Source organism: Wolbachia endosymbiont of Nilaparvata lugens (assembly GCF_007115045.1).
Lineage (GTDB): Bacteria > Pseudomonadota > Alphaproteobacteria > Rickettsiales > Anaplasmataceae > Wolbachia.
In genome coordinates, this window is sequence record NZ_MUIY01000001.1 from 866,051 (window position 1) to 889,225 (window position 23,175).

7 protein-coding genes and 4 pseudogenes are annotated in these 23,175 nt (G+C 33.1%); 4 read left to right on the forward strand and 7 right to left on the reverse strand.

All coding sequences use genetic code 11. The features are described 5' to 3' along the window. Positions 1-13: 13 nt before the first annotated feature. From BWZ41_RS04390 to BWZ41_RS04400, 3 genes and pseudogenes are all read right to left on the reverse strand, one after another. Positions 14-1,306: pseudogene (locus tag BWZ41_RS04390) on the reverse strand (IS4 family transposase). 104 nt (positions 1,307-1,410) lie between these two features. Then, positions 1,411-1,653, reverse strand: a complete 243-nt coding sequence (locus BWZ41_RS04395) for an IS630 transposase-related protein (RefSeq protein WP_143689530.1) — start codon at positions 1,651-1,653, stop codon at positions 1,411-1,413. A gap of 117 nt (positions 1,654-1,770) precedes the next feature. After that, positions 1,771-2,967 (reverse strand): hypothetical protein, encoded by a 1,197-nt coding sequence (locus BWZ41_RS04400; protein ID WP_143689531.1) that lies wholly within the window; start codon positions 2,965-2,967, stop codon positions 1,771-1,773. A 325-nt stretch (positions 2,968-3,292) separates the two neighbouring features. Between BWZ41_RS04400 and BWZ41_RS04410 the strand changes: the two are divergent. From BWZ41_RS04410 to BWZ41_RS04425, 3 pseudogenes are all read left to right on the forward strand, one after another. Continuing rightward, a pseudogene (locus BWZ41_RS04410) lies at positions 3,293-5,016 on the forward strand (heme lyase CcmF/NrfE family subunit); the annotation flags it as partial. A gap of 113 nt (positions 5,017-5,129) precedes the next feature. After that, a pseudogene (locus BWZ41_RS08695) lies at positions 5,130-5,823 on the forward strand (IS3 family transposase); the annotation flags it as partial. Continuing rightward, positions 5,822-6,561 (forward strand): annotated as a pseudogene (locus BWZ41_RS04425) (Rpn family recombination-promoting nuclease/putative transposase); the annotation flags it as partial. The pseudogenes BWZ41_RS08695 and BWZ41_RS04425, both read left to right, overlap by 2 nt. On the opposite strand, the gene BWZ41_RS04430 reads toward BWZ41_RS04425, so the two are convergent. From BWZ41_RS04430 to mgtE, 3 genes are all read right to left on the reverse strand, one after another. Further along, positions 6,558-12,788 (reverse strand): ankyrin repeat domain-containing protein, encoded by a 6,231-nt coding sequence (locus BWZ41_RS04430; RefSeq protein WP_143689532.1) that lies wholly within the window; start codon positions 12,786-12,788, stop codon positions 6,558-6,560. The pseudogene BWZ41_RS04425 and the gene BWZ41_RS04430 overlap by 4 nt on opposite strands. A 214-nt stretch (positions 12,789-13,002) precedes the next feature. Beyond that, positions 13,003-18,456, reverse strand: a complete 5,454-nt coding sequence (locus BWZ41_RS04435; protein WP_143689375.1) for an ankyrin repeat domain-containing protein — start codon at positions 18,454-18,456, stop codon at positions 13,003-13,005. Between the two features lie 497 nt (positions 18,457-18,953). Beyond that, the gene (gene mgtE / locus BWZ41_RS04440) at positions 18,954-20,324 is read right to left on the reverse strand and encodes a magnesium transporter (RefSeq protein WP_143689533.1); all 1,371 of its coding nucleotides are present in this window, start codon (positions 20,322-20,324) and stop codon (positions 18,954-18,956) included. Positions 20,325-20,478: 154 nt separating this feature from the next. Here mgtE and prfB point away from each other — a divergent pair. Then, a protein-coding gene (gene prfB, locus BWZ41_RS04445) for a peptide chain release factor 2 (RefSeq protein WP_241653907.1) occupies positions 20,479-21,580 on the forward strand; the annotation gives its coding sequence in 2 pieces (ribosomal slippage) (positions 20,479-20,544 and positions 20,546-21,580; 1,101 coding nt in all). Between the two features lie 168 nt (positions 21,581-21,748). On the opposite strand, the gene BWZ41_RS04450 is transcribed toward prfB, so the two are convergent. Continuing rightward, the gene (locus BWZ41_RS04450) at positions 21,749-23,035 is read right to left on the reverse strand and encodes a Na+/H+ antiporter NhaC family protein (RefSeq protein WP_143689535.1); all 1,287 of its coding nucleotides are present in this window, start codon (positions 23,033-23,035) and stop codon (positions 21,749-21,751) included. Positions 23,036-23,175 lie beyond the last annotated feature (140 nt).

Below are 23,175 nucleotides of genomic sequence, written 5' to 3' on the forward strand. Positions count from 1 at the left end.
CATACGCGTCAAGTTAAGAGATTGTAAGTAAATTCAGGGAAGTTAAGGTAGATACTCTAGTTTTTCTGTACTTGTCTTTTAATGAAAATCGAGACCAAGTTATGGTAATCTTTTTAAGAAAAATTTTCAAACTATTAACTTTATTCTTTAGTGCTAAAAATAACTCTCTAACCCGCCTTTTTAGCTCAATAAATGCCTTTGTTAAGCTAAGTTCTGTATTCTTTTTCACTTCTATGCAACCAACTATGCCGTGAAATATAAGAATTGCGCACAATTTAGCATATAGTTCACATAATACTCTGCATGGCTTTCCTTTTAAGTCTGATATGCCTTTTATACAATTTAAATAATAACTCAATTTGCCACCTTACTCTGTAATACTTGCTCAGCACTAATTTTATCCTCTGGAATATTAGTTTTGACCAGTTCAACAATTTTTGATTTCTTTTAGAGGATCTGCGATCTTGCTAATCTATTAGCTTTCCTTCTTCTGGCTATATTCAGTTAGTTTCTGACATATAATTCTTACTCTAATTTTTGCTTCTTTTCCTAACAATACCTCGTTTTCTAAAAATAACTTATCCTCTAAACATTCTAATAACTCCATTTTTTGATTTGTTTCTACATCATATATGTTGGTATCGGATTTATAACGACTTATGAAATAAGCTCCTATTTCATTGATTTGTTTAAAAGAACTTGAACCGAGATCAGATATTAGCAAATCATTACTTAATATATTACTTAAATGTTTCCTATATCCCTGGTCTGATCTTACTCCCTCCGTTAAATTAAGTTGGTCTATTATCTGATTCATGTAGTCGAAAACTAATTGTAACTTTATTCCAGACTTAGTATTGCTTTCATAGCCACTGTAGCTAGTACCATAACCTTTATACATCTCTTCCATATTGTTAGGTAGAGTAATATAGCTACTGTCCAATAATTTAACACTATTAAATAGCTGTAAGATTTTGCAATTAACTTGCAAGATATTTTTAAAGAGAACCACAGATTCATTATACATCCTTTTCATAAATTCCACTGCTTCTTCAGTAAATCTAAAATCCAAACCTTGTTTTGTTATATCTATCGAGTCCTCGTTTAGTAATTGACACATTGTTTCTACGCTACAATTATCAACCCCTATATTACCCAAGACCATGGCTTTTACGAACGATGAACCTTTTAGCTTTCTCTTTCTTTTTATAAACCTTGTTGTAATTGAGATTTTGTCTGCTTTTTCATTAAAAAATTCTTTGAGCTTTTTTGATAAGCTAGTTATTTTATTCATTGGTTCTCTCACTAAAAGTATTTCTGGGAGAACTTATACCTTATTATTCTATCTCTTTCATACCTTTATTTCCTTAACTTGACGCGTATGCTTTATTTAATACTCCCTTTTTTAATCTATAAAATGGCAAAATATAATTGATTAAAGCTGTCTAAGTCTTTAGTCTTATGACCATGTCCTTTTTGGTACCCAGATGCAGGTTTAACACTTCCGGTCTCTTCTTTCCTTTTCCTCCACCAATACAACGTTTTTTCGTCAATGTTAAACGTTTCACAAACTTTTTTTATTATTGTCATTTCTCCCGCATCAAACACTTTTAATACTTTTTCTCTCAGGTCTTCACTGTATGGTTTTTGCATTTTCCCTCTCTAATTTATTTTAATGTACTTTTACTATCATTAAAACTTAATTCAGGAAAGCTTTGTTTGGTTAGTTATAGTAGCCATGCAACAAAGCCTCCCTGTAATCTACTTTCTTTACTCCATTATATTAGGGGAAGAAGGCAAGTATCTTTCAAGATTTGGATACAAGAACGATCTTTTCGCTATTTCCTCCAATGTTGGTGCTGAAGGTGTTATTTGATCTTCATATTCATCATTATTATAAGAAAGATCTATTAAGTCTTTCACCGTCTGCTCTTTTTCTTCTTGTTTTAGTTCTTCTATATTTTCAGTATTAGTTGTTTTATCTACATATTTTGATCCTTTTATAAAGTCTTCCATCTCCTTCACAAAACTTTGTTCATAATGCCTATTTACTAAGTGAATTACACCTACTACTATAAGTAGCGTAATAACAATTGGCAGTAGAATTGGTAACATTAATAATATAGGGAGACAAAAGTTAAAAAGCATAAAGCTGATAACAGCAGTATATTCTACAAGCACAGGAGTGAGAAATGATACTATAATAAACATTACAAAAAGAATCGAGAATAAAAAAAAGCCTAATAAGCACACCCGCGAGCACTTCTTTAGATGATGCAATATTATAATCTTTTTCGCTTTACTGTTAAGATTCTGATATGTTTTTTCAACATCATCCTTATTACCCTTTATATAAGCTTTTAGTTCTTTTTTCATCATTTTTGTAAGCTCATCTCTTAGCATAAAATAATATTTCTCCTCCTCAGAAAAAGTGCTACCTGTCGCTTTTTCATTACTGAATAGTTCTTTTATCTTCCCTTTACATAATTCAATTTCCTCAATTCTAGATGCAATTTTTGCTATTGTGTTACTATTTGTAGCGAGTACTTTAGCATGTTTAGCATTCATTTCTTTATCAAGTAATTTAGCTAATTCGTTTTCTAATTGCTTTTGCTTGTCTCGTAGCTTTTTTAGATCATTATTCATTTCACTTTGTAATTTGCGATTTATTCTATTCAAATCATCTTTTGCTTCTTGAAGTAAATTTTTGTGAGTGAAGTATCTCAATAAAATTGGTAACATTAAAGGATCTTTTTGATAAGTAAAATTGAAAACACTCCAACTAACATCATTAGGTAGTATTTTTTTTGGCAGAAATACTGTACCTTTTTGAACCAGCTCTAGAACTGACAGATCTAACAGATAGTCTTTATTTTCTGTACAGAAATTGGATGGTTTACAAAATTTCTTATTACTAGATATTTTAGCTAATGATTTAGCACCAGATTCTATAATATTACTGAACATTAAAACCCCCTAATTAATTGCTTTATGCATCTAGTTTAATACTATTTTAATGATATGTCAAATTTATGTAATTACTAACTATATTACTTAATTAACAAATCAGATCTTATTCTAGAATTGCTACAGATGAACATAAATTATTGAATGAGAATAAATTTAAGGACAATGGCTTTAGTGGGTGGAATTTAAAACGAGAAGGTTTACGAGATAAAGTAGGAGAAGGTGAAATTAATAAAATTTACATTCATTCACCTATCAAGAAAATCTTCGCACCAGATGATATTATTTGAAGAGTTTGAGAAAGAAGGAGCAGAAGTAATATTCNAAAGGCAAAAAAAAAGTGTTCAACATTGTATCGGGAGTCCAGTGTCAAGTGCTGGAATGACACCAGAACGAACTAATGGTAGTAAATTAAAAAAAATATCTCTTATCATTCATGGACTGATTTGCTTTTGTTTTTTACTCTTCACTTTACTTGAATCAAATCCCTTCACTAAAATGCCAGGCATCGAAACAGATGGTCTTGGTTTTAATCCGATATTGCAGGATATAGGCCTTGCTATTCATCCACCGATATTATATTTGGGGTACCTTGGATTTAGCGTTCCTTTTTCGCTCTCTATAGCTGGATTAATTTCAAATACTGAAGGAAATGTTTGGGCTAAAATTGTCAGGCCTTGGGTACTTATTTCTTGGTCGCTGCTCACTTTGGGCATCAGCTTGGGTAGCTGGTGGGCATATCGTGAACTCGGTTGGGGTGGATTTTGGTTCTGGGATCCAGTGGAAAACGTTTCTTTGATGCCTTGGCTAATTGCAGTGGCGCTGACACATTTGTTGCTCGTTGTACGAAATTTCAATACTTTAAGGAATTTCGCTATTTTACTTACGCTTACAACTTTTATATTGAGTGTGACTGGAACATTTCTAGTCCGCTCAGGAATACTTACCTCAGTGCACACGTTTGCAGATGACCCAAGATATGGACTGTATATATTAGCTCTACTTGGTGTAATTACAGTCAGTAGCTTAGTAATATTTGTAGTGTTTACGAGAAAGAATCACACATCTTTCCAGTATTCGATATTGGAATCTGAAAAGAAATCTGCTACTCAAGTGACAGAAGGTAGAAGATTCTTTTCACGCCTTACGATGATGCTGATGAACAATTTATTATTCATCACTGCCTTTTTCATCGTGTTCGTTGGCACTTTATACCCTACAGTGCTTGAGTATTTAACCGGTGAATTAATTTCAGTTGGAGCACCATATTACAATTCTTTATTTAACTCTATTGCACTAGCTATTCTAGTACTCACCATGATAGGGCAATACTGCAGTTGGCAGGGAAATAGTCTATTGCCAATATTCCGTGAATATAGATTTTCATTTTGTAGTGCTGCAGCTATTTTGCCGTTTATCTTTCACATGGAGCTAATGATTGTGCTATCAATTACCATCTCCATAGCATTATTAATCTTTGTTTTAGAAGCATATAGTAAAAGAATTTGTTTATTTAAGGTAGCATTTGGTGAATCAATTTTATTAGCAAGAAGAGTTTCTAAGTCCTACTATGGAATGATGCTTGCTCATGCTGGAGTGGCAATTCTAGTGCTTGGTATATCTTATTCCGTTGGTTGGCAGGAGAAAAAAGAAAACTACTTGGGAATAGGAGACAGCATAACAGTCAATAAATTTAAAGTTACTTTACGAAATATTGAGCTAATAAAAGAAAAAAATTTCCATGCAGTGAGGGGTACAATGGATATCAGGAATTTGCTGAATAATAAGATATTAGGTGAAGTAACTCCTGAATATAGATTTTACCTTGCGGAAGGTCAGAAAAATGTTGAAAGCAGTATCTACCACAATTTATTTTCTGATATTTATGTTGTAATTGGAGAGATTGATAAGAGTAAGAGTAAAATCGCAGCTAAAGTGCACTATAAACCTGGAATGTCTATAATCTGGCTAGGATCCTTTCTTATCGCTTTTGGCTCGCTCCTTGCTGCTTTGCCTTCTACCAAAAAAGTAGTTCCTTCAGTATCATAAAGTGTGTGATTCATAGAGGTTATTACAATAAGAATGTGACCTTACCCAGAAAAAGTAGAGAAGAAGTTAAGCCATTTTTGAAGTAAAATAAAATATGATTACGAGGGCTTATTATGGTAAACAACAGAAAAAAGTACACAGTGGAATTTAAATTAGAGGCAATAAAATTGGTAAAGGAAACGGGGCAGTCAGCAAGCAAAATAGCTAAAGATTTAGGAATAGATAACAGTACGCTAAGTGACTGGATAAAAAAATATAACGAAAAAGGATCACTAGCAGAAGCATTTCCTGGCAAGGGAAAATTGGCACCATGTGATAAAGAAAAGTTTGAATTAAAGAAAGAACTAACAAAAGTTACTAGAGAAAGAGACATTTTAAAAAAAGCCCTGGGATATTTTGCCAGTTACAAAGAGTAAAATATTTATTTATCAAAAAGCATAGAAACTACTATAAAGTACAGGAGTTATGCAGGATTTTGAAAGTGTCTGCTAGCAGTTACTACAAATGGACTAGCAAGAAGAAAAGCAGCAAAGAATTAATGAGGGAGCAACTTCTAGCAGACGTTCAAAAAATATACCAAGCATCTAATTGTAGATATGGGGCACCTAAAATTCATGCTGAACTAAATGCTTTAGGCAAAAATTACAATATCAAAACAGTGCAGGATATCATGAAAAAAATGGTATTCAAGCTAGACTGAGGCGAAGATTCAAAAGCAGAAAACAGCAGACTGATAATAGAGTTATAACTCCTAATATACTGGACCAAAACTTTACTACTGATCGGCCAAATAAAGTATGGGCAACTTGAGTTTCTCAGCACTATTATGAACCCTGAGATTGCTTCTGATAAACAAAGTATCGTTGATGTCCTCTGTAAGGATTCTCTCGGAAATAGGTATATTGCGGAAATGCAGCTCGCTCGTGATAAAGGCTTTGAGAAACGTGCCCAACTTTATGCTGCTAAAGCCTACTCAAGACAGTCTGGCAATTACATTGATTTTAAGACAGTGTTCTTTATTGCTATTTCCAATAGTACTCTTTTTCCTTCAGATGTTTTTTATATTTCCACTCATAATATACGCGATATAAAGACTAACGGACATTATTTAAAAGATTTTCAATTTGTCTTCATTGAACTACCTAAATTTACAAAAAGTAAAGTAGAGCAGTTGGAAACTACTGTTGAGAGATGGTCCTTTTTCTTCAAGTATGCAGAAGAAACAACTGATGAAGATTTGAGAAAAATAGCAGAAAAATCTCCAATAATAAAGCTAGCATATGATGAATTAGACAAGTTTCATTGGAATGAGAAAGATCTTGTAGCTTATGAAGAAAGGGTAATGGATTTACAGAAAGAAGCTGCTATCTTGGAACAAAAACTCGATGATGCTAAACAAGAAGGTAGACAAGAAGGCATCCTCATCGGCCATCAAAAAAAGGTAAAATTGAAGTTGCAAAAAGTTTACTTAAAGCTGTCATTTCCATTGATATTATTTCTCAAACAACTGGTCTTACAGATGATGAAATTGAACAACTCAACTAACGCCCTGGTAATCTCTGCAGCTGGTTATAAATTATTGGATCATTTAAACAAGTTTCAGGTTTATTGTCTATTTTCTCTAGCATTTGACTTTCTGACGGATTCACATTGTTTGAAAGTATATTTGTACAAAAACATTTCTTACACTTTTTCAAAGCGTCATCTAATCCAATATTACCACTAAACTCAACTCCTCTTCTAAAACTTTCTATTATTTCTGGGTATGCATTTTTAATTTCAGTACGTATTCTAGCCTTCTCTTTTGAGTCAAGGTTCTTTATTTTATCTTCTACAAATGAGTCAAACTCTTTACGAGCAAAGTTAACTGCAGTTTGAATACTTGGAACAAAATTTACACCTTGGCTCTTTAAACCTTGATAACGTTTGCTTGAAGTGTTACCTAAAGCTTCAGCAACGCAAACAACAACCGATATATTTTCAGCACTTAGAAAACTACTAGAACTACTATTTCTTGTTATCTTATTATGTTGTGATATATTAGTTTGCACTGATGTAATAGCTTGCCCTGTTAAATTCACCAATCTTTCAGTTGACATAGCTCTCAAGAGAGGAGAGATAAATTGATAAACAATACCAGATAAAGCACGTTGAGGCCCACAAGATACACTTACAAAAGCTTTCAGTAGATTAAGCAAACCTTCCATAGAAGATCCTGATTTTGTAGCACTATTTGTAATTTCTTTATGTTGTAAGTTATAAGACATTTTTTCTTCATTGGAAATTGTTCGCTTTGATCTAGTAAACTGCAGCTCATATCTAGAAAATGGTCCTGTTTTTAGCTCTCTTATTTCTAAAAATCCTTGTTTTAGTTCTCTATGAAGTTCGTTAATCTCTTGTCTTGTGTCAAATCTAAGTGAGGAAACAAGGTTTTGCCATACAGAATCAAATACTCCCTTGTCACCAAAACTTGCTATAGCTTTAAGACATTCCTTCCATTCCTGATCAGTGATTTCTAACATAAAATGTGAGTTAGCTAATGTAGCAATCTTATTATTTCTAGCAGCTTCTCTAAAGACTTCATAACTATTAGCTTTCAACATTTCATACTGTAAACGTAACGATCTTGCTTTTTCCCATAGGTTATCTAATATATCATTATGACCATTTTTAGCAGCAGTTTTAAACGCATAATAATCACCTACTTTTAACATTTTTTGTTGCAAACCTAATGATTTTGCTTTTTCCCATAGATTATCTAATGTACTATTATGACCATTAGAAGCAGCAGCCCTGAATGCTTCATAGTTACCAATTGCCAACATTGCACCTTGTATATCTGGTAACTTTGCTTTTCTCCATAGATTATCTAATGTATCAATACGACCACCAAAAGCAGCTAATATAAGTGCTCTATAACTATCAGCTCTTAACATTTCTTGTTGTATATCTGGTAACTTTGCTTTCTCCCACAAACTATCTAATGTATTGGTATGACCACTGGAAGCGGCCAATATAAATGCTCTATAGCTATTTGCTTTTAACATTTCCCGTTGCAAGCCTAAAGATCCAGCTTTTTTCCATAAATTATCTAATGCATAAACATGACCATTAGAAGCAGCTAATGCAAACGCTTTATAGCTATCTACTTCTAACATTTTACGTTGTAAACTTAATGATTTTGCTTTTTCCCACAGACTATCTAATGTATCGGTATGACCACCAAAAGCAGCTAATACGAACACTGCATAGTCATCTTTTTCTAATATTAGTTGTTGTTCCACACCTAAAGACTCTGCTTTTTCCCACAAATTATCTAATGTACTAGTATCATCATCTCTAGCAGCTCTTACAAATCCTTCATAATTACTGATCTCCAACGTTAACTGTTGTTTCATACCTAAAGACTCTGCTTTTTTTAGCAGATTGTTTAAGGTTTCGGTATAACCATTTTCAGCAGCAGATTTAGCTGCCCCATAGTTATTAGCTTCTAACATTACATGCTGTAAATCTAAAAAATGTGCTTTTTCCCATAGGTTGTCTAATATATTATTCTTCCCCCACCTAGCAGCAATTTCAAATACATAATAATTGCCTACCTCTAACATTTCCCGTTGTAAACCTAATAATCCAGCTTTTTCCCATAGGTTATCTAGTATTTTACTATGACCATTATAAGCAGCTCCTCTAAATACAACGTATTTCTGAGCTTTTAACATTTCTCTTTGCAAATCGAAAGACCCAGCTTTTTTCCATAGATTATCTAATACATTGGCATGACCATCTTCAGCAGCCCTTATAAACTCTTGATAATCAATGACGTTCAACATTAACTGTTGTTTCACACCTAAAGACTCTGCCTTTTTTAGCAGACTGTTTAAGGTTTCGGTATAACCATTTTCAGCAGCAGATTTAGCTGCTCTATAGTTATCAGCTTCCAACATTTTACTCTGCAAGCCTAGCGGTTTTGCTTTTTCCCATAGATTATCTAATGCACTATCATGACCATTAGAAGCAGCAGCTCTGAACGCTTCATAGCTACCAATTGCCAACATTGCACCTTGTATATCTGGTAACTTTGCTTTTCTCCATAGATTATCTAATGTATCAATATGATCACCAAAAGCAGCTAATGTAAATGCTCTATAACTATCAGCTCTTAACATTTCTTGTTGTATTTTGGGTGACTCTGCTTTTTCCCATAGATTATCTAATGTACTGGTATGGCCACTGGAAGCAGCTAATATAAACGCTCTATAGCTATCAGCTTTTAACATTTCTTGTTGTATTTCTGGTGACTCTGCTTTTTTCCACAGATTATCTAATGTACCGGTATGACCACTGGAAGCAGCTAATATAAACGCTCTATAACTATCAGTTCTTAACATTTCTTGTTGTATTTCTGGTAACTCTGCTTTTTTCCATAGATTATCTAATGTACTGGTATGACCATTAAAAGCAGCTAACATGAATACTGCATAGTTATCTTTTTCTAATATTAACTGTTGTTTCACACCTAAAAACTCTGCTTTTTCCCACAGGTTATCTAATGTACTAGTATCACCATCTCTAGCAGCTGTTATGAACTCTTCATAATTACTGATCTCCAACATTAACTGTTGTTTCATACCTAAAGACTCTGCTTTTTCCCACAGATTATCTAATGTACTGGTATGACCATTTTCAGCAGCAACTCTAAATGCTCCATAATCATCAGCTTCTAACATTTCACGTTGTCTTCTCTCACTTAACGATTTTGCCTTTTCCCACAGACTATCTAATGTACTAGTATGACCATTTTCAGCAGCAACTCTAAATGCTTCATAATTATCAGCTTCTAACATTTTACGTTGTCTTCTTCCGCTTAACGATTTTGCCTTTTCCCATAGATTATCTAATGTACTGGTATGACCATTAGAAGCAGCAACTCTAAACGCTCCATAATCATCAGCTTCTAACATTTCACGTTGTCTTCTTCCGCTTAACGACTTTGCTTTTTCCCACAGATTATCTAATGTATCCGTATAACCATTAGAAGCAGCTAATGTGAACACTCTATAACTGTCAGCTTCTAACATTTCCCTTTGCAAACCTAAAGACCATGCTTTTTCCCACAGATTATCTAGTGTACTATCATGACCATTAAAAGCAGCAGCTCTGAATGCTTCATAGCTACCAGATTTTAACATTGTGTGTTGTAAATTTAACGATTCTGCTTTTTCCCACAAATTATCTATTACACTATCATGACCATTAGAAGCAGCAGCTCTGAACGCTTCATAGCTACCAGATTCTAACATTGTGTGTTGTAAATTTAACGATTCTGCTTTTTCCCACAAATTATTTATTACATCATCATAACCACTAAAAGCAGCAGATCTGAACGCTTCATAGCTACCAACTTCTAACATTTTATATTGTAAGCCTAGCGATTTTGCTTTTTCCCATAGATTATCTAGTGTACTACCATAACCATTAGAAGCAGCAGCTCTGAAGGCCCCATAACCATAAGCTTGTAAAAGCTTGGGTTGCGAACTTGGTTTTGCTTTTTCCCATAGATTATCTAAAGTGTCAGGATTGTTGCTTCTAGCAGCCAGTACAAATACTTCATAGCTACCAGATTCTAACATTGCGTATTGCAAGTTTAACGATTTCGCTTTTTCCCATAGATTATCTAAGACATTTATCCTACCATTCTCAGCAGCAACTCTAAACGCTTCATAGAGAAAACTTTGTAACATTGTACCTTGTGAACTTAAAGAATCCGCTTTTTCCCATAGGGTATCTAATACATTTGTCTTTCCATTTTTAGCAGCAATTATAAATATCTCATAGTAAAAACCTTGTAACATTTTACCTAAATCTAAGGAATCCGCTTTCTTCCATAGACTATCTAATGTACTGGTATGACCACTGGAAGCAGCAGCTCTGAACGCTTCATAATTACCTACTTCTAACATTTCACGTTGTCTTCTCTCACTTAACGATTTTGCCTTTTCCCACAGACTATCTAATGTACTAGTATGACCATTTTCAGCAGCAACTCTAAATGCTTCATAATTATCAGCTTCTAACATTTTACGTTGTCTTCTTCCGCTTAACGATTTTGCCTTTTCCCATAGATTATCTAATGTACTGGTATGACCATTAGAAGCAGCAACTCTAAACGCTCCATAATCATCAGCTTCTAACATTTCACGTTGTCTTCTTCCACTTAACGACTTTGCTTTTTCCCACAGATTATCTAATGTATCCGTATAACCATTAGAAGCAGCTAATGTGAACACTCTATAACTGTCAGCTTCTAACATTTCCCTTTGCAAACCTAAAGACCATGCTTTTTCCCACAGATTATCTAATGTATCCGTATAACCATTAGAAGCAGCTAATGTGAACACTCTATAACTGTCAGCTTCTAACATTTCCCTTTGCAAACCTAAAAGCCCTGCGTTTTCCCATAAATTATCTAATGTACTGGTATAACCATTAGAAGCAGCTAATGTGAACACTCTATAACTGTCAGCTTCTAACATTTCCCTTTGCAAACCTAAAAGCCCTGCGTTTTCCCATAAATTATCTAATGTACTGGTATAACCATTAGAAGCAGCAACTCTAAATGCTCCATAACCATCAGCTTCTAATATTTTCCTTAGCAAACCTAAAGACCATGCTTTTTCCCACAGATTATCTAATATATTGGTATGATCATTGGAAGCAGCTAACATAAACACTGCATAGTCATCTTTTTCTAATATTAATTGTTGTTCCACACCTAAAGACTCTGCTTTCTTCCATAGACTATCTAATATGCTAGCATTACCATCTCTAATAGCTCTTACAAACCCTTCATAATTACTAATCTCTAGCATTAATTGTTGTTTCATACCTAAAGACTTTGCTTTTTTCCATAGATTATCTAATATACCATCTCTAGCACTTTCAACAGCAACTCTAAATGCTTCATAGTTACCTACTTCCAACATTTCACGTTGTACATCTGGTAATTTTGCTTTCTCCCATAGATTATCTAAGGCATCCATATAACCATTAGAAGCGGCTAATACAAACGCTCTATACCTATTTGCTTCTAACATTTTTTGTTGTACATCTGGTAATCTTGCTTTCTCCCACAAGTTATCTAGTACACTGATATGACCACTGGAAGCAGCCAATATAAATGCTCTATAACCATTTGCTTCTAACATTTCACGTTGCAAATTTAATGACTTTGCTTCTTCCCACAGGTTATCTAGTATATTAGTATGACCATTTTCAGCAGCCAATATAAATGCTCTATAACCATTTGCTTCTAACATTTCACGTTGCAAATCTAATGATTTTGCTTTTTCCCACAGATTATCTAAGACATCTATCCTACCATTCTCAGCGGCAATTCCGAACACTTCATAGGAAAAACTTTGTAACATTGTACCTTGCAAACCTAAAGAACTTGCTTTTTCCCACAGATTGTCTAATGCATCTATTTTACTATTTTTAGCAACAATTCTGAATGCTTCATAGTTATCTACTTCTAACATTTCACGTTGCAAATTTAATGACTTTGCTTTTTTCCACAGGCTATCTAGTACACTGGTATGACCACTGGAAACAGCCAATATAAACGCTCTATAGCCATCTGCTTCCAATACTTCATGTTCCATATTTCTAATTTCTACTTCTTCCCACAGATTATTTAATTTATCAACCTGACCATCAGAAGCAGCTGCTTTGAATACTTCAATATAGTAATTAACTGCGTTATTATCATACATATACAACCTCTAAAAACTAAATGGCTAGGCAAAACGCCTGAAAGCACTTGTATACAACATGGCCTACCTAGTCAATTTATCAACTTAAGTGACTACACTTTCTAATTCATAAATACCAATACTCAATACGTTCAAACTTTTTTATAATAATCCTACTAGTGACCTTACCCAAAAAAAGTAGAGAGAAAGGAGTTTTTTTTGTAAGGTCAGTATACTATAAATTGACTACAGCATCTTGCTGATGGCTAAAGTCAACGCTGACACTATCTAAATAACTACTTACTTGCTGCTGATTATCTATTTTTCTCCTTTTAGTTTGTGTACTCTCTGTGCCTAGGAACCTTTTATTTCCTAGCAGTAACTCTTCACTTGATGAAGCATGGACTGGAGGAGAATCTTTGTTATCTTTCTCTACATAAAGCCTTTTTAAGATTGAAATACCCTGAGCATTTAAATCAGATTTCTCAAATTCTAAGAGTGACTCTCTTTTTTCTATCCCATTTCTTAAGTATGTCAATCTATCTTCATCTCTAGTAAACAACTTTTGTATAGCATCTACAGTCTCTAAAGTATCAGGATGATTCATCCCTATAACTTCCTCCTGTGCTTCTTGCACTTGTCGAAGCTCCTGTAATGCTTTTTCTCTATCTCCTAAGTAGCTATGTAAAAGGGCTATGTAAAACTTAACAGATAGTACTTTAGGGTGGCTCTCTAAAAATCCATAGCCTTTCTGTAGCTGCAGCACTCTTTCAAAACTTTGCAATGCTTTCTCTCTTGCTTGTTTTTGAAGTTCTTCCCCTATATTACTTTTAACAGAATAAGGAGCTGGTTGTAAGTACTTACTACTTTCTTGATTTTTGAGAATATCTTGCAATTGCTTAAACAAAGCTTGTACACTAAATGCGCGAGGTAAATCTTCTTTATGTGGTAACAATTCTTCATTTATAGTTACTTTTTTCTTATCTTGACTTATAAAGAAAGATGCTAAGGCATAGATATATCTTGCTTCTAAATTATAAAATTCATGCATATTAGAAGGATAAAGATAAAGATTACCATAGGGGTCAAAATCATTTCTTTTAAGAAAAATTTCATCCCTTAATTCTCTTCCATAGTATAATATTGTAAATGCATCACAATATCTTCCTTGCATTACAAATATTTTAGTTATAGTATTTGCTATACTTAAATAGTTATCCAGGTAGCATCGATTTTTCTCGTCAGGCAATTTTGTGAGTAGAAAATGATCACTTCTCATATAAGAGAATACGTCTTCATAACGTTTCTGTTTGAAGTAAATAAGAATTATTTCTTTATCCAAACTTAGGAGAGAAAAAACATCACTTAAGTCGTCTCGTTTTTTTAAATCCCAAAGTATTTTTAATGCTAAATCATATTCCCCTAAGGCAATCATTGTACGAGCTATTTCATATCTAGCTATTACTGTCTCTTCATCTACTGTAATAAGTACTTTTAATGCTTCTGATCCAAATGTGAAAGCTTTTTTATACTCGCACAACATATTGAAGACGCTCACAATCGTGCATGCAAGATCACAGCTTTCTTTCACTAAACTTTCATACCCCTGGCTATGATAAAACAAAGACAAAAAATGACCTACATTTCTTATATAAAGATCTTCCTCGGTTCCAAATACTAATTTTATTGTATGGCTTAACACTTGTTCTTCCTCATCTATACTAAACTGTAAACGTATTGCTTTTTTTACCAATTCATGCATAACGTACACTTTGTATTCATCTTTCTTTTCTATGTAAACTACGGAATATCGTTCCAGTAATTCAAGTATGAAGTATAGCTCATGCTCATCTTTAACTAAGGTATAAAATAAATCTGGATCGATCTGACCAAGACCAAGATAAGCCATAGTACCTAAGATTTGAAAAATTTCTTTCCTAGAATCGATTTTTTGTATTGCTTTTATAGAAACTAGCAATGTTATTTGCAATACTCTATCGTATTCGTTTTGCAAGGTGCTTTTTGGAAGTACCAGATCATAATCTTCATACTGTACTAAATATTCAAAAATTCCAAATTCTTCTCCTAATTTCCTGTTTTTAATACATGCTGCTGCTTGCTTTATAGCTAATGGAAAATTTTTTAACTTTCTTACAAGTGCTTCTATTTGTTCGTCTTGCGATTTGTCTGCTATCTCTAAAACTCTTTTGACAAGTTGTTTAGCTTGTTCTTCTTTGAGACTATTCAAATCTACTTCCGCCATATTTCTGTAATTCTGATCAGAAGAAGTAAATAAGCAATCAAAACCACCTCTTTGACCTCTTATCTCCAAAATCTTCTCCACGTCTTCTTTCTTAGCCCCTTGAAAAAGAAATAGATGTTTCTTCCTTTCTTTATCTTCTTTCATAGAAATGGCTAACTTATCTCGAACAAAAGAGGTAAAAGAACTTTCTATGGATAACATATCTTGAGTATTTACCTCATAGACATTAAGATAAACTCCCTTATTCTCTTCAACAAATTTTCTAGCTAATTGAGTTTTGCCAATACCAGATGGACCTACTATTACTACAGCTCCTTCTTGCAATTTCCCATATATATCATTTATTTGTTCCTGTCTTCCAGTGAATTCTTCTACTGGAGCACACACACCCTTAAAATCCATTCTCTTTAACATAAGCGCCAATGTTTTTACACTTGATGCCTTTACACAAGACCAGAGGTTTCTAAATTCCACTGTATCATTACACTGTAATTCGAAGAGATTGTTATAGTCTTGACAGATTACTTCAGCATGGCTGACAAATGCTTCTTTTACTTTCTGATAATAAAACGAATTTGGTATTGTTTTTAAATGTTTCTCCATCAAAGATATAACATCACTGTTTTTTTTAGCCTTTTTTAGCCACTTTATATCTTTACTGAACTCCAAGGATTTCATATGCATATCTAAGTTTCGTTTGCGTTCTTGATAATAAGATAAGATATGCTTGTTTAAAAAGCTTACCTCCTGTTCAATATGGGATTTAATTCTTACTATAAAACCCTCAAATCTTTTTGTATTTGGAATGTAAATTTCCTTATTAACAATATAAAATACCATTTCCACAATATCCTTGAAGTCTTGCGGATCTATAGAATACACGTAGCTTTCAAGTTCTAAGTTTGTAGTTTGTACTCTAGTATATTTTGTGTCATATACTTCTTTTGACTTTTCACCTATAAGGGAACGACGATAACCATACTGGCTATCTTTATTATTTTTTCTATAATAGATAAAAGAACTTTTATGTCTTTCTACAACTCCAATATTTTCATATAAATCTCTAAGATTATAATTTTTCTCTCCATATTGCACTATTTCACCAGACATTTCTTGCAAATATTTATTCAAAACAAGAGCTTCAGCTACCCATATATGGTTCAAATCTCTCGTATGTTCTTTTTGAACATAATATTCAATGATCTTATCTGTGATATCGTCTACTACCTTTGAAACATAATTAAAACCAATTTTCTCAAACTGCATTTCCAAACTTTGAAAAATATCGCATCCAGCATCTACTAATACTTTTCTAAAGCCTAGTTTGTATTGATTAAATGTTTCTATTAAGTCTGATAAACTAATAAAACTCTTTGTCGCTTTTATTACATGACCTATTTGTAAAGATGCTCTCTCATCAGGCATTATTCTACTACCTGCATGCGCTGAAAATCCAAAGATGCTTAGTACAAAATTATTAGTGTCTATTCCATCAAAAAACACTCTATTTTCCTGTCTTAGCGTACTTGCAAGTACATCATATATAGTAAGCTTCATTTCAAATGACTGTACAAAACTTAGAACAAACTTTATTAAATTTGAATGCTTTACTTGATAAAATTGATAATGTTGCCATCCCTCATAGGACAAGTATATTTTATTACAATATTTTTTCTCTTGATTGTATAATACATAATCTTTCAAATCTTTTTGAGACACTATTATCGCAGCCTCTAGTAGCTCAGATATTACATTTATTTCATGTTTTCCACCCCAAGTTCCAGGCATTTTCATGCATTCTAAGTATGTTTCAAATAAAAACTCCTGAATTTCACATTTTTTTATCTTATTAAGCTCGGTGCAAATCTCTTTTACTGCGCTCTTATCAAAGATGTTGGGTTGGAGTTTATTAGTATCAATATTACACTGCTTAATTTTTTTATTACCAAATTTACATTCAAAATTTTTTTTAAATGTACCAATTATAAAATAACTTCCACTTTGACTCTCAAGAAAATCCTCCATATTAATCTGAGCTTTAAGCACTTTTTGATTTAAATGCATTGCATCAATAATTTCACTACGAAATACACTCGTTACCAACTTTATTAGCGTACTATCTCCATAAACATCTGCTTTACCTTGTTGAATTAACCTTTGTATTACATGCACATCATGATCGTTTGTAAATAGTTTTTTAAACCTCTCACAGAAGATATCATCATCAAATTTTACGGGAGTTAAGTAAGCTAAAGCAACAGACCAAAATAAGCAATTACCATCTCCTGGTACATAAACTTCTTTATAAAAAACAAATGGCTGCAATATCTGAAAAATATCTTCTCTGTCATTATCTTCAGCAATATCCATAGAAGTCTTTCCCGCTCTATTTTTAATATCAGTACATGCTCCCACCTTCAGTAGAAATTTGATAATTCGCAATTCTCCACTATAAACAGCAATATGTAACGGTGTATCATTATGTTGGTTAACTTGAAAATTGACATCTAACCTTTTATATACCCTAAAAAAATCTTTTAGCTTTTCAAGCTTTCTATATTCGGTGAGATTAGAATCTTCTATAATGCTAATGAATTTTCTATGTATTTCACTTATCAATGGCACATCGCTGGCCATTTTTTTGCTTTCCCGCGTCCAAGAAATGTCAACACAAGATGGCTTACTTTGAGTTAGATTAGAATGAGTTAATATCTGCTGGTCTTTCTTTCTCAAGACTGGCTCAAAATGAGAATATCCTCGATTTATTATATGCAAGATACTACCATCGTTATAATCAACTTTATCATATCCACCTATATTTCTTAAACCTGAATCATCTATTAATTGATGCAAAAAAGGCTCTTGTTGCTTATCATCAGTATACCATAGATTGCTCTCTATAACATGTAGCTTGACATTATACTTTTTACAAATCATCCTTCCCTCAATCTCAGGCCTGCCCCATATAGGAACCTGCAACGTACTTCCATACTTTAAGCCAGTTAATGCTTGATGCAAGGGTAGACTTGTGCTCTTCATTTTTTCTATATCTTCAACAGTATATTCTATGCTATCCAAGTAAGCACCCCATAATTCATCATCATTAATACCAGGCTGCGGAAGTATTACTCCATAACCCTCAAGCTTTTTAGCATCCTGTATAACTTGCTTTCTTAATTGTTGATCACTTGAAGCTAGTTCCCTACAAAGCTGACGTAACGACCTAATAGTAAATTCCATATTAGGTTTAAGCTGTCTAAGTGTCTGTGCAACCGCATCAAAGAAACAATCCCCTCCTCCAATTGCTTTTCCTATTGTAAAACCTTCTGGCAGCTGTAATATTTGCTGATTATTAGTTAGCAGTGTGCCCTCTCTGTTAGATTGATTACCTGCTATCTGTTTCCCTGTATTTTCTTTACTTAACATAAAGCCCCCTATATTTTAATGATCATATTTGAATTGTTTTGTCGTAAAACTCTTTTCTGAAGATTGGTTTTGACATCTAATTCATTTGATTTTTATGCACCTATACCAAATCAATTTGCTGTAGAAACCTTACGGTAATCCTAAGCAACTTTGATCGCTGAGTAACAGTGTGCTTTTCTTTTGATTTCTGACTAAACTAGATATATTCTTAAGAAAGTCAGGATTGCTTTCTGAATGATGTACATAATACAATGCATCTAATGTAATACTCCATGTATTCATTATGTTAAACTGTATTGTAGCTAAAAAGATCTAGCAGAGCAAGAACTTTTACGTGTTTTAGTATTTTATTTAAAATGCATAATTTATGTTTTTAAAACTAAAGCAGCTCAGTTTCATGTACTTTTATTTCTTTATCAACTGTTATTTTTCTTCTTCAATGTATCTGTGAGTAATGATAACGTTGCTGGTAAAGCAATTTTTTTATATAGCAAGATTCAGCTATTTAATAAAAAGATCGTGGCTAGACCAAAAAATATAAGAGCTGAGAGAATATCAGTTGTTGCTGATGTTAAGATTGAAGATGAAACAGCAGGATCGGATCTTAAACGATGAAGCATTATAGGAATGAAAGTGCCGATAAATGTTGCAATAATCGACATTGCAATCATGGAAACTACGAAAATGATCTCTACTTTTAAACTATGGAACCTTATTGCTAATACTACGAGCGAAATTGTAGATAAAATCACTCCATTTATAAGACCTATTAAAAATTCTTTCATCAGTATTCTTTTTGCATTTTGCTCAGTTAGATATTTTGTTGCGATTGCCCGGATAGTTAGTGTTACTGTTTGGGATCCTGCATTTCCGCTCATTGATGCAATTATTGGCATAATTATTGGTAGTACTATAAAACTTTCTATTACGTTATCGAAAAAGCCAACTACTATAGAACATATTGTTGCAGCTAAGAGGTTAAATAATAACCAAGGTAGCCTTTTAATTATAGTTTTATGTATAGGAGCATTTATATCAGATTTAGATGATACACCGCTTATTTTAAGTACATCCTCTTCTGCTTCTTGCTGAACAATTTTGATTACATCTTCAATAAGGATTACACCGATAATTTTACCACTCTTATTTACTACTGGAGCTGATAATAGAGAGTAATCTTTAAATATTCTTGCTACTTCTTCTTGGTCCATTCCAGTTTTAATTATTTTTATATCTTGACTCATTATCTCTTTTATTATTGTTTCTCCTGAGTGAGATATTACCTTATTTAAGTTGAAACTACCTATAGGTTCTAATTTCGAGTTAATGATGAAGATTTGGTAAAATGTTTCTGGTATTTTTTTATAATTGCGCAAGAATTCCATTAGCTGATTTATCGTCCAATAATATGGAGCTATAACCATATTTTTATGTATCAACCTTCCTGCACTTTCTTCTGGGTATGATAACAATTCCTCTACTAATTTTTGAGTTGCATTGGGTAAGTAGTTAAGTATATTTTCTATAGACTTTCTATCTAAATCTTTCACTATAGCTACTATGTCTTCTATATCAAGAAGCATTAGTAACTTTGCTGTATTTTCTATTCCCAATATTTCTATGATCTCTACTTGTAAATCTGGTACTACATGTACTAAGGCATCACTTAACAAATGTTGATCGAGGATATTAACTAATTTCTCCCTGTGATCACTGATCGAAGTAGATAAAAAATAAGCTAACTGAACGCTATCTATCGTTTTTACAATATTACGAACATTCTCTAATTCTTGATTATCGAGAGACTCTATTAAATCATCAATAGCCTTTTTGTCTAAACCATAATGAGAACTTGTTTTAATATTCATTACTTTACCTTATTTTTTAATAAATATACACACTTGATTTTATTGAACATTCAAGTATAATAAAATTATTTTGAATTAACTATTATATGGTTAAATTTCTATTTTGTTTGCTGTTATTGTTAGTGATAATAAATATATTAAAGTCTAAAGTATAATGAAAACCCATCCAGAAATCCTTGAATACTTTCAAGGCTTAAATAAAAGTATTTCTCTTATCAGGAGGTGTCTTTGACATAGAAAACTTGAAGTTGCGTCTTGAAGAGCTGGATTCTCAAGCGTCGAATGATAATCTGTGGCAAGACAATCAAAAAGCACAAGAAATTTTAAAAGAACGCTCTAAAATTAAGCATGACATAGAATCGTTTTCAAAGCTAGAAAGCGATTACAACGATGCTATCAGCTTGATGAAATCTGCTATTGATGAGAATGATGAAGAATTTTTTTCTGAAGTTAAAGGTGAGTTAGTAAAGCTAGAGAAATTAATCAAACTTAAAGAGACAGAATCTTTATTTACTGGTGAAGCAGATAACAATAACTGCTTTTTAGAAATCCACTCAGGAGCTGGTGGAACAGAGAGCAATGATTGGGCTGAGATGCTCATGCGCATGTATACAAGATGGGCAGAAATTTATCACAATTTTAAAGTTGAAGTTGTAGAAAAATTAGATGGTGATGCAGTTGGTATAAAATCTACAACAATAAAGATCATCGGAGAAAAAGCTTACGGGTGGGCAAAAAGCGAAAGTGGAGTTCATAGATTGGTTAGAATATCACCATTTGATGCAAATGGTAAACGTCATACCAGTTTTGCAAGTGTAGGAGTAACTCCAGTGATTGAAGATTCAATAGATATTGTTGTGGATGAAAAGGATTTAAAGATCGACACTTACCGTGCTTCTGGAGCAGGTGGTCAGCATGTAAATAAGACTGAAAGCGCGGTACGTATTACGCATATTCCAACAGGCGTTGTAGCTCAATGCCAAAATGGTCGTTCTCAACATAAAAATAAAGATGAAGCACTTAAACTACTTAAAGGACGTTTATATCAAATTGAATTGGAAAAAAAAGAACAGAAAATGGCCGAAGAATATGGCAAGAAATGCGATATAGGTTGGGGCAGTCAGATCAGATCGTACGTTATGCATCCATATCAAATGGTGAAGGATCTAAGAACCGGGTATGAAGTGGGTAATATAAATTCTGTTTTTGATGGTAATATAGACTGTTTCATAGTTAGTGTATTGGAGTTAAAATGAGATTTGCTGAAAAGTTAAGTTTTATGTTCCGCTAACAGGGGAAAACCAAAACCTATTGAGAAAAATGGAACAATTTTGTGAATATATCTATTATCCAAGTAGCTGATGAAAATGGCAACTCGTTTCTTATGGGCATAAAAATGTAATATGAAGAGAAATCTTCGTACATTAAGTTGTAGCCGCGCAACGTCTGCCATTGATGATTATTTCACCTACTGTAACTGCTGCTAAAATAAAGCAGTAATACACTTGTGTTAACAAAGAAATAGGTGAGACAGAAGCAATGCTACCTGCTAGCAGCAGCTGGGAACCATAAGGCAAAATGCCTTTTGTAACACAAGCAAAAATATCTAATAAGTATGCACTACGGTATGGCGGAATATTGTGCTTTTGTGCAAGCCTTTTTGCAATATCTCCACTTAATAAAATAGCAATGGTATTATTAGCAACCAAAACAGTAAACATAGATGCTATACCCGCTATTACAAATTCAGCTCTAGTTTTTGTGATATTGCTTTCATCGATAAGTTTGTGTAATGCCTTTTGACCCTGCTTGTACATTATATGACTCAATCCGCCAATAAATAGAGCAAATATCACTATCTCGTTTGCTTTTTTGAAACCGTCATATATGTTATAAGAGAGTTGAATGATAGTATAGTCAAAAAAAGTCATCCCTAATACACTAGCAACAATTATATTTATAGTTATTGTTACTAAAGTAGTAACTTCAAATAACCCCATGATTATTAAAGAAATATAAGGAATAATCTTTATTACTGACAAATAATCTAAATTTGATGTAGGAATAATTTTTGTACTATCTGCCATAATTGCCAGATAGACAAGCGTTATAATGCTGGCAACAAATGCTACTTTAGAATTCACTTTAAGTTTATCCTTTATCGTGGCCCCCTGTGAAGAAACAGATGCAATAGTAGTATCAGAAATCATTGAGAGGTTATCACCAAATACAGCACCACCTACCGCAGTTGCAACTCCTATTTCAAGACCAAAAGCACCACTTTTTGCTAAGTTAACAGCTATTGGTACCATTAGTACAACAACTCCCATAGATGTACCAATTGCAGTTGATATAAAAGCGGAAGCCAAAAATACTCCAGGCAGTAGTAATCTTGCTGGAAGGAATTTGAGAATTAAATCAGCAACAGTATCTGCACTACCAATTGATTGAGTCACCACAGAAAATGCTCCAGAAAATAGAAAAATTAAACACATAGTAAGGGTATTTTTATCACCCATACCCTCAATAACAGTATCGATGTTATGCTGAATTTTACTTATATTGCGCGCAACAGCAAAAAATAATGCAGGTAGTAGGCAAATTACTGGTGAAACTTGGCGAAGCGGATTATCAATTCCGATAAAGGAAAAGTAGACACCACTTCCAAGGTACAAGATTAAAAAAATAACCAAAGGAATAAAAGCTGTCATTTTGCTGCCTTAAAACTTATAATTGTACCCAATTAAGTGGTTTTAAGCAAGCTTGGTTTTCACAGGTCTTTAGTCCCTAATGTTGCACTTATAGAAAAAATATATTGACCATTACATCATAATGTATAGCGTTAAGAATA

Excerpts from the sequence above, each read along its gene's own strand:
- BWZ41_RS04395 (WP_143689530.1), bottom strand. The coding sequence starts at position 1,653 with ATGCAAAAACCATACAGTGAAGACCTGAGAGAAAAAGTATTAAAAGTG.
- BWZ41_RS04400 (WP_143689531.1), bottom strand. The coding sequence starts at position 2,967 with ATGTTCAGTAATATTATAGAATCTGGTGCTAAATCATTAGCTAAAATA.
- BWZ41_RS04430 (WP_143689532.1), bottom strand. The coding sequence starts at position 12,788 with ATGTATGATAATAACGCAGTTAATTACTATATTGAAGTATTCAAAGCA.
- BWZ41_RS04435 (WP_143689375.1), bottom strand. The coding sequence starts at position 18,456 with ATGTTAAGTAAAGAAAATACAGGGAAACAGATAGCAGGTAATCAATCT.
- mgtE (WP_143689533.1), bottom strand. The coding sequence starts at position 20,324 with ATGAATATTAAAACAAGTTCTCATTATGGTTTAGACAAAAAGGCTATT.
- BWZ41_RS04450 (WP_143689535.1), bottom strand. The coding sequence starts at position 23,035 with ATGACAGCTTTTATTCCTTTGGTTATTTTTTTAATCTTGTACCTTGGA.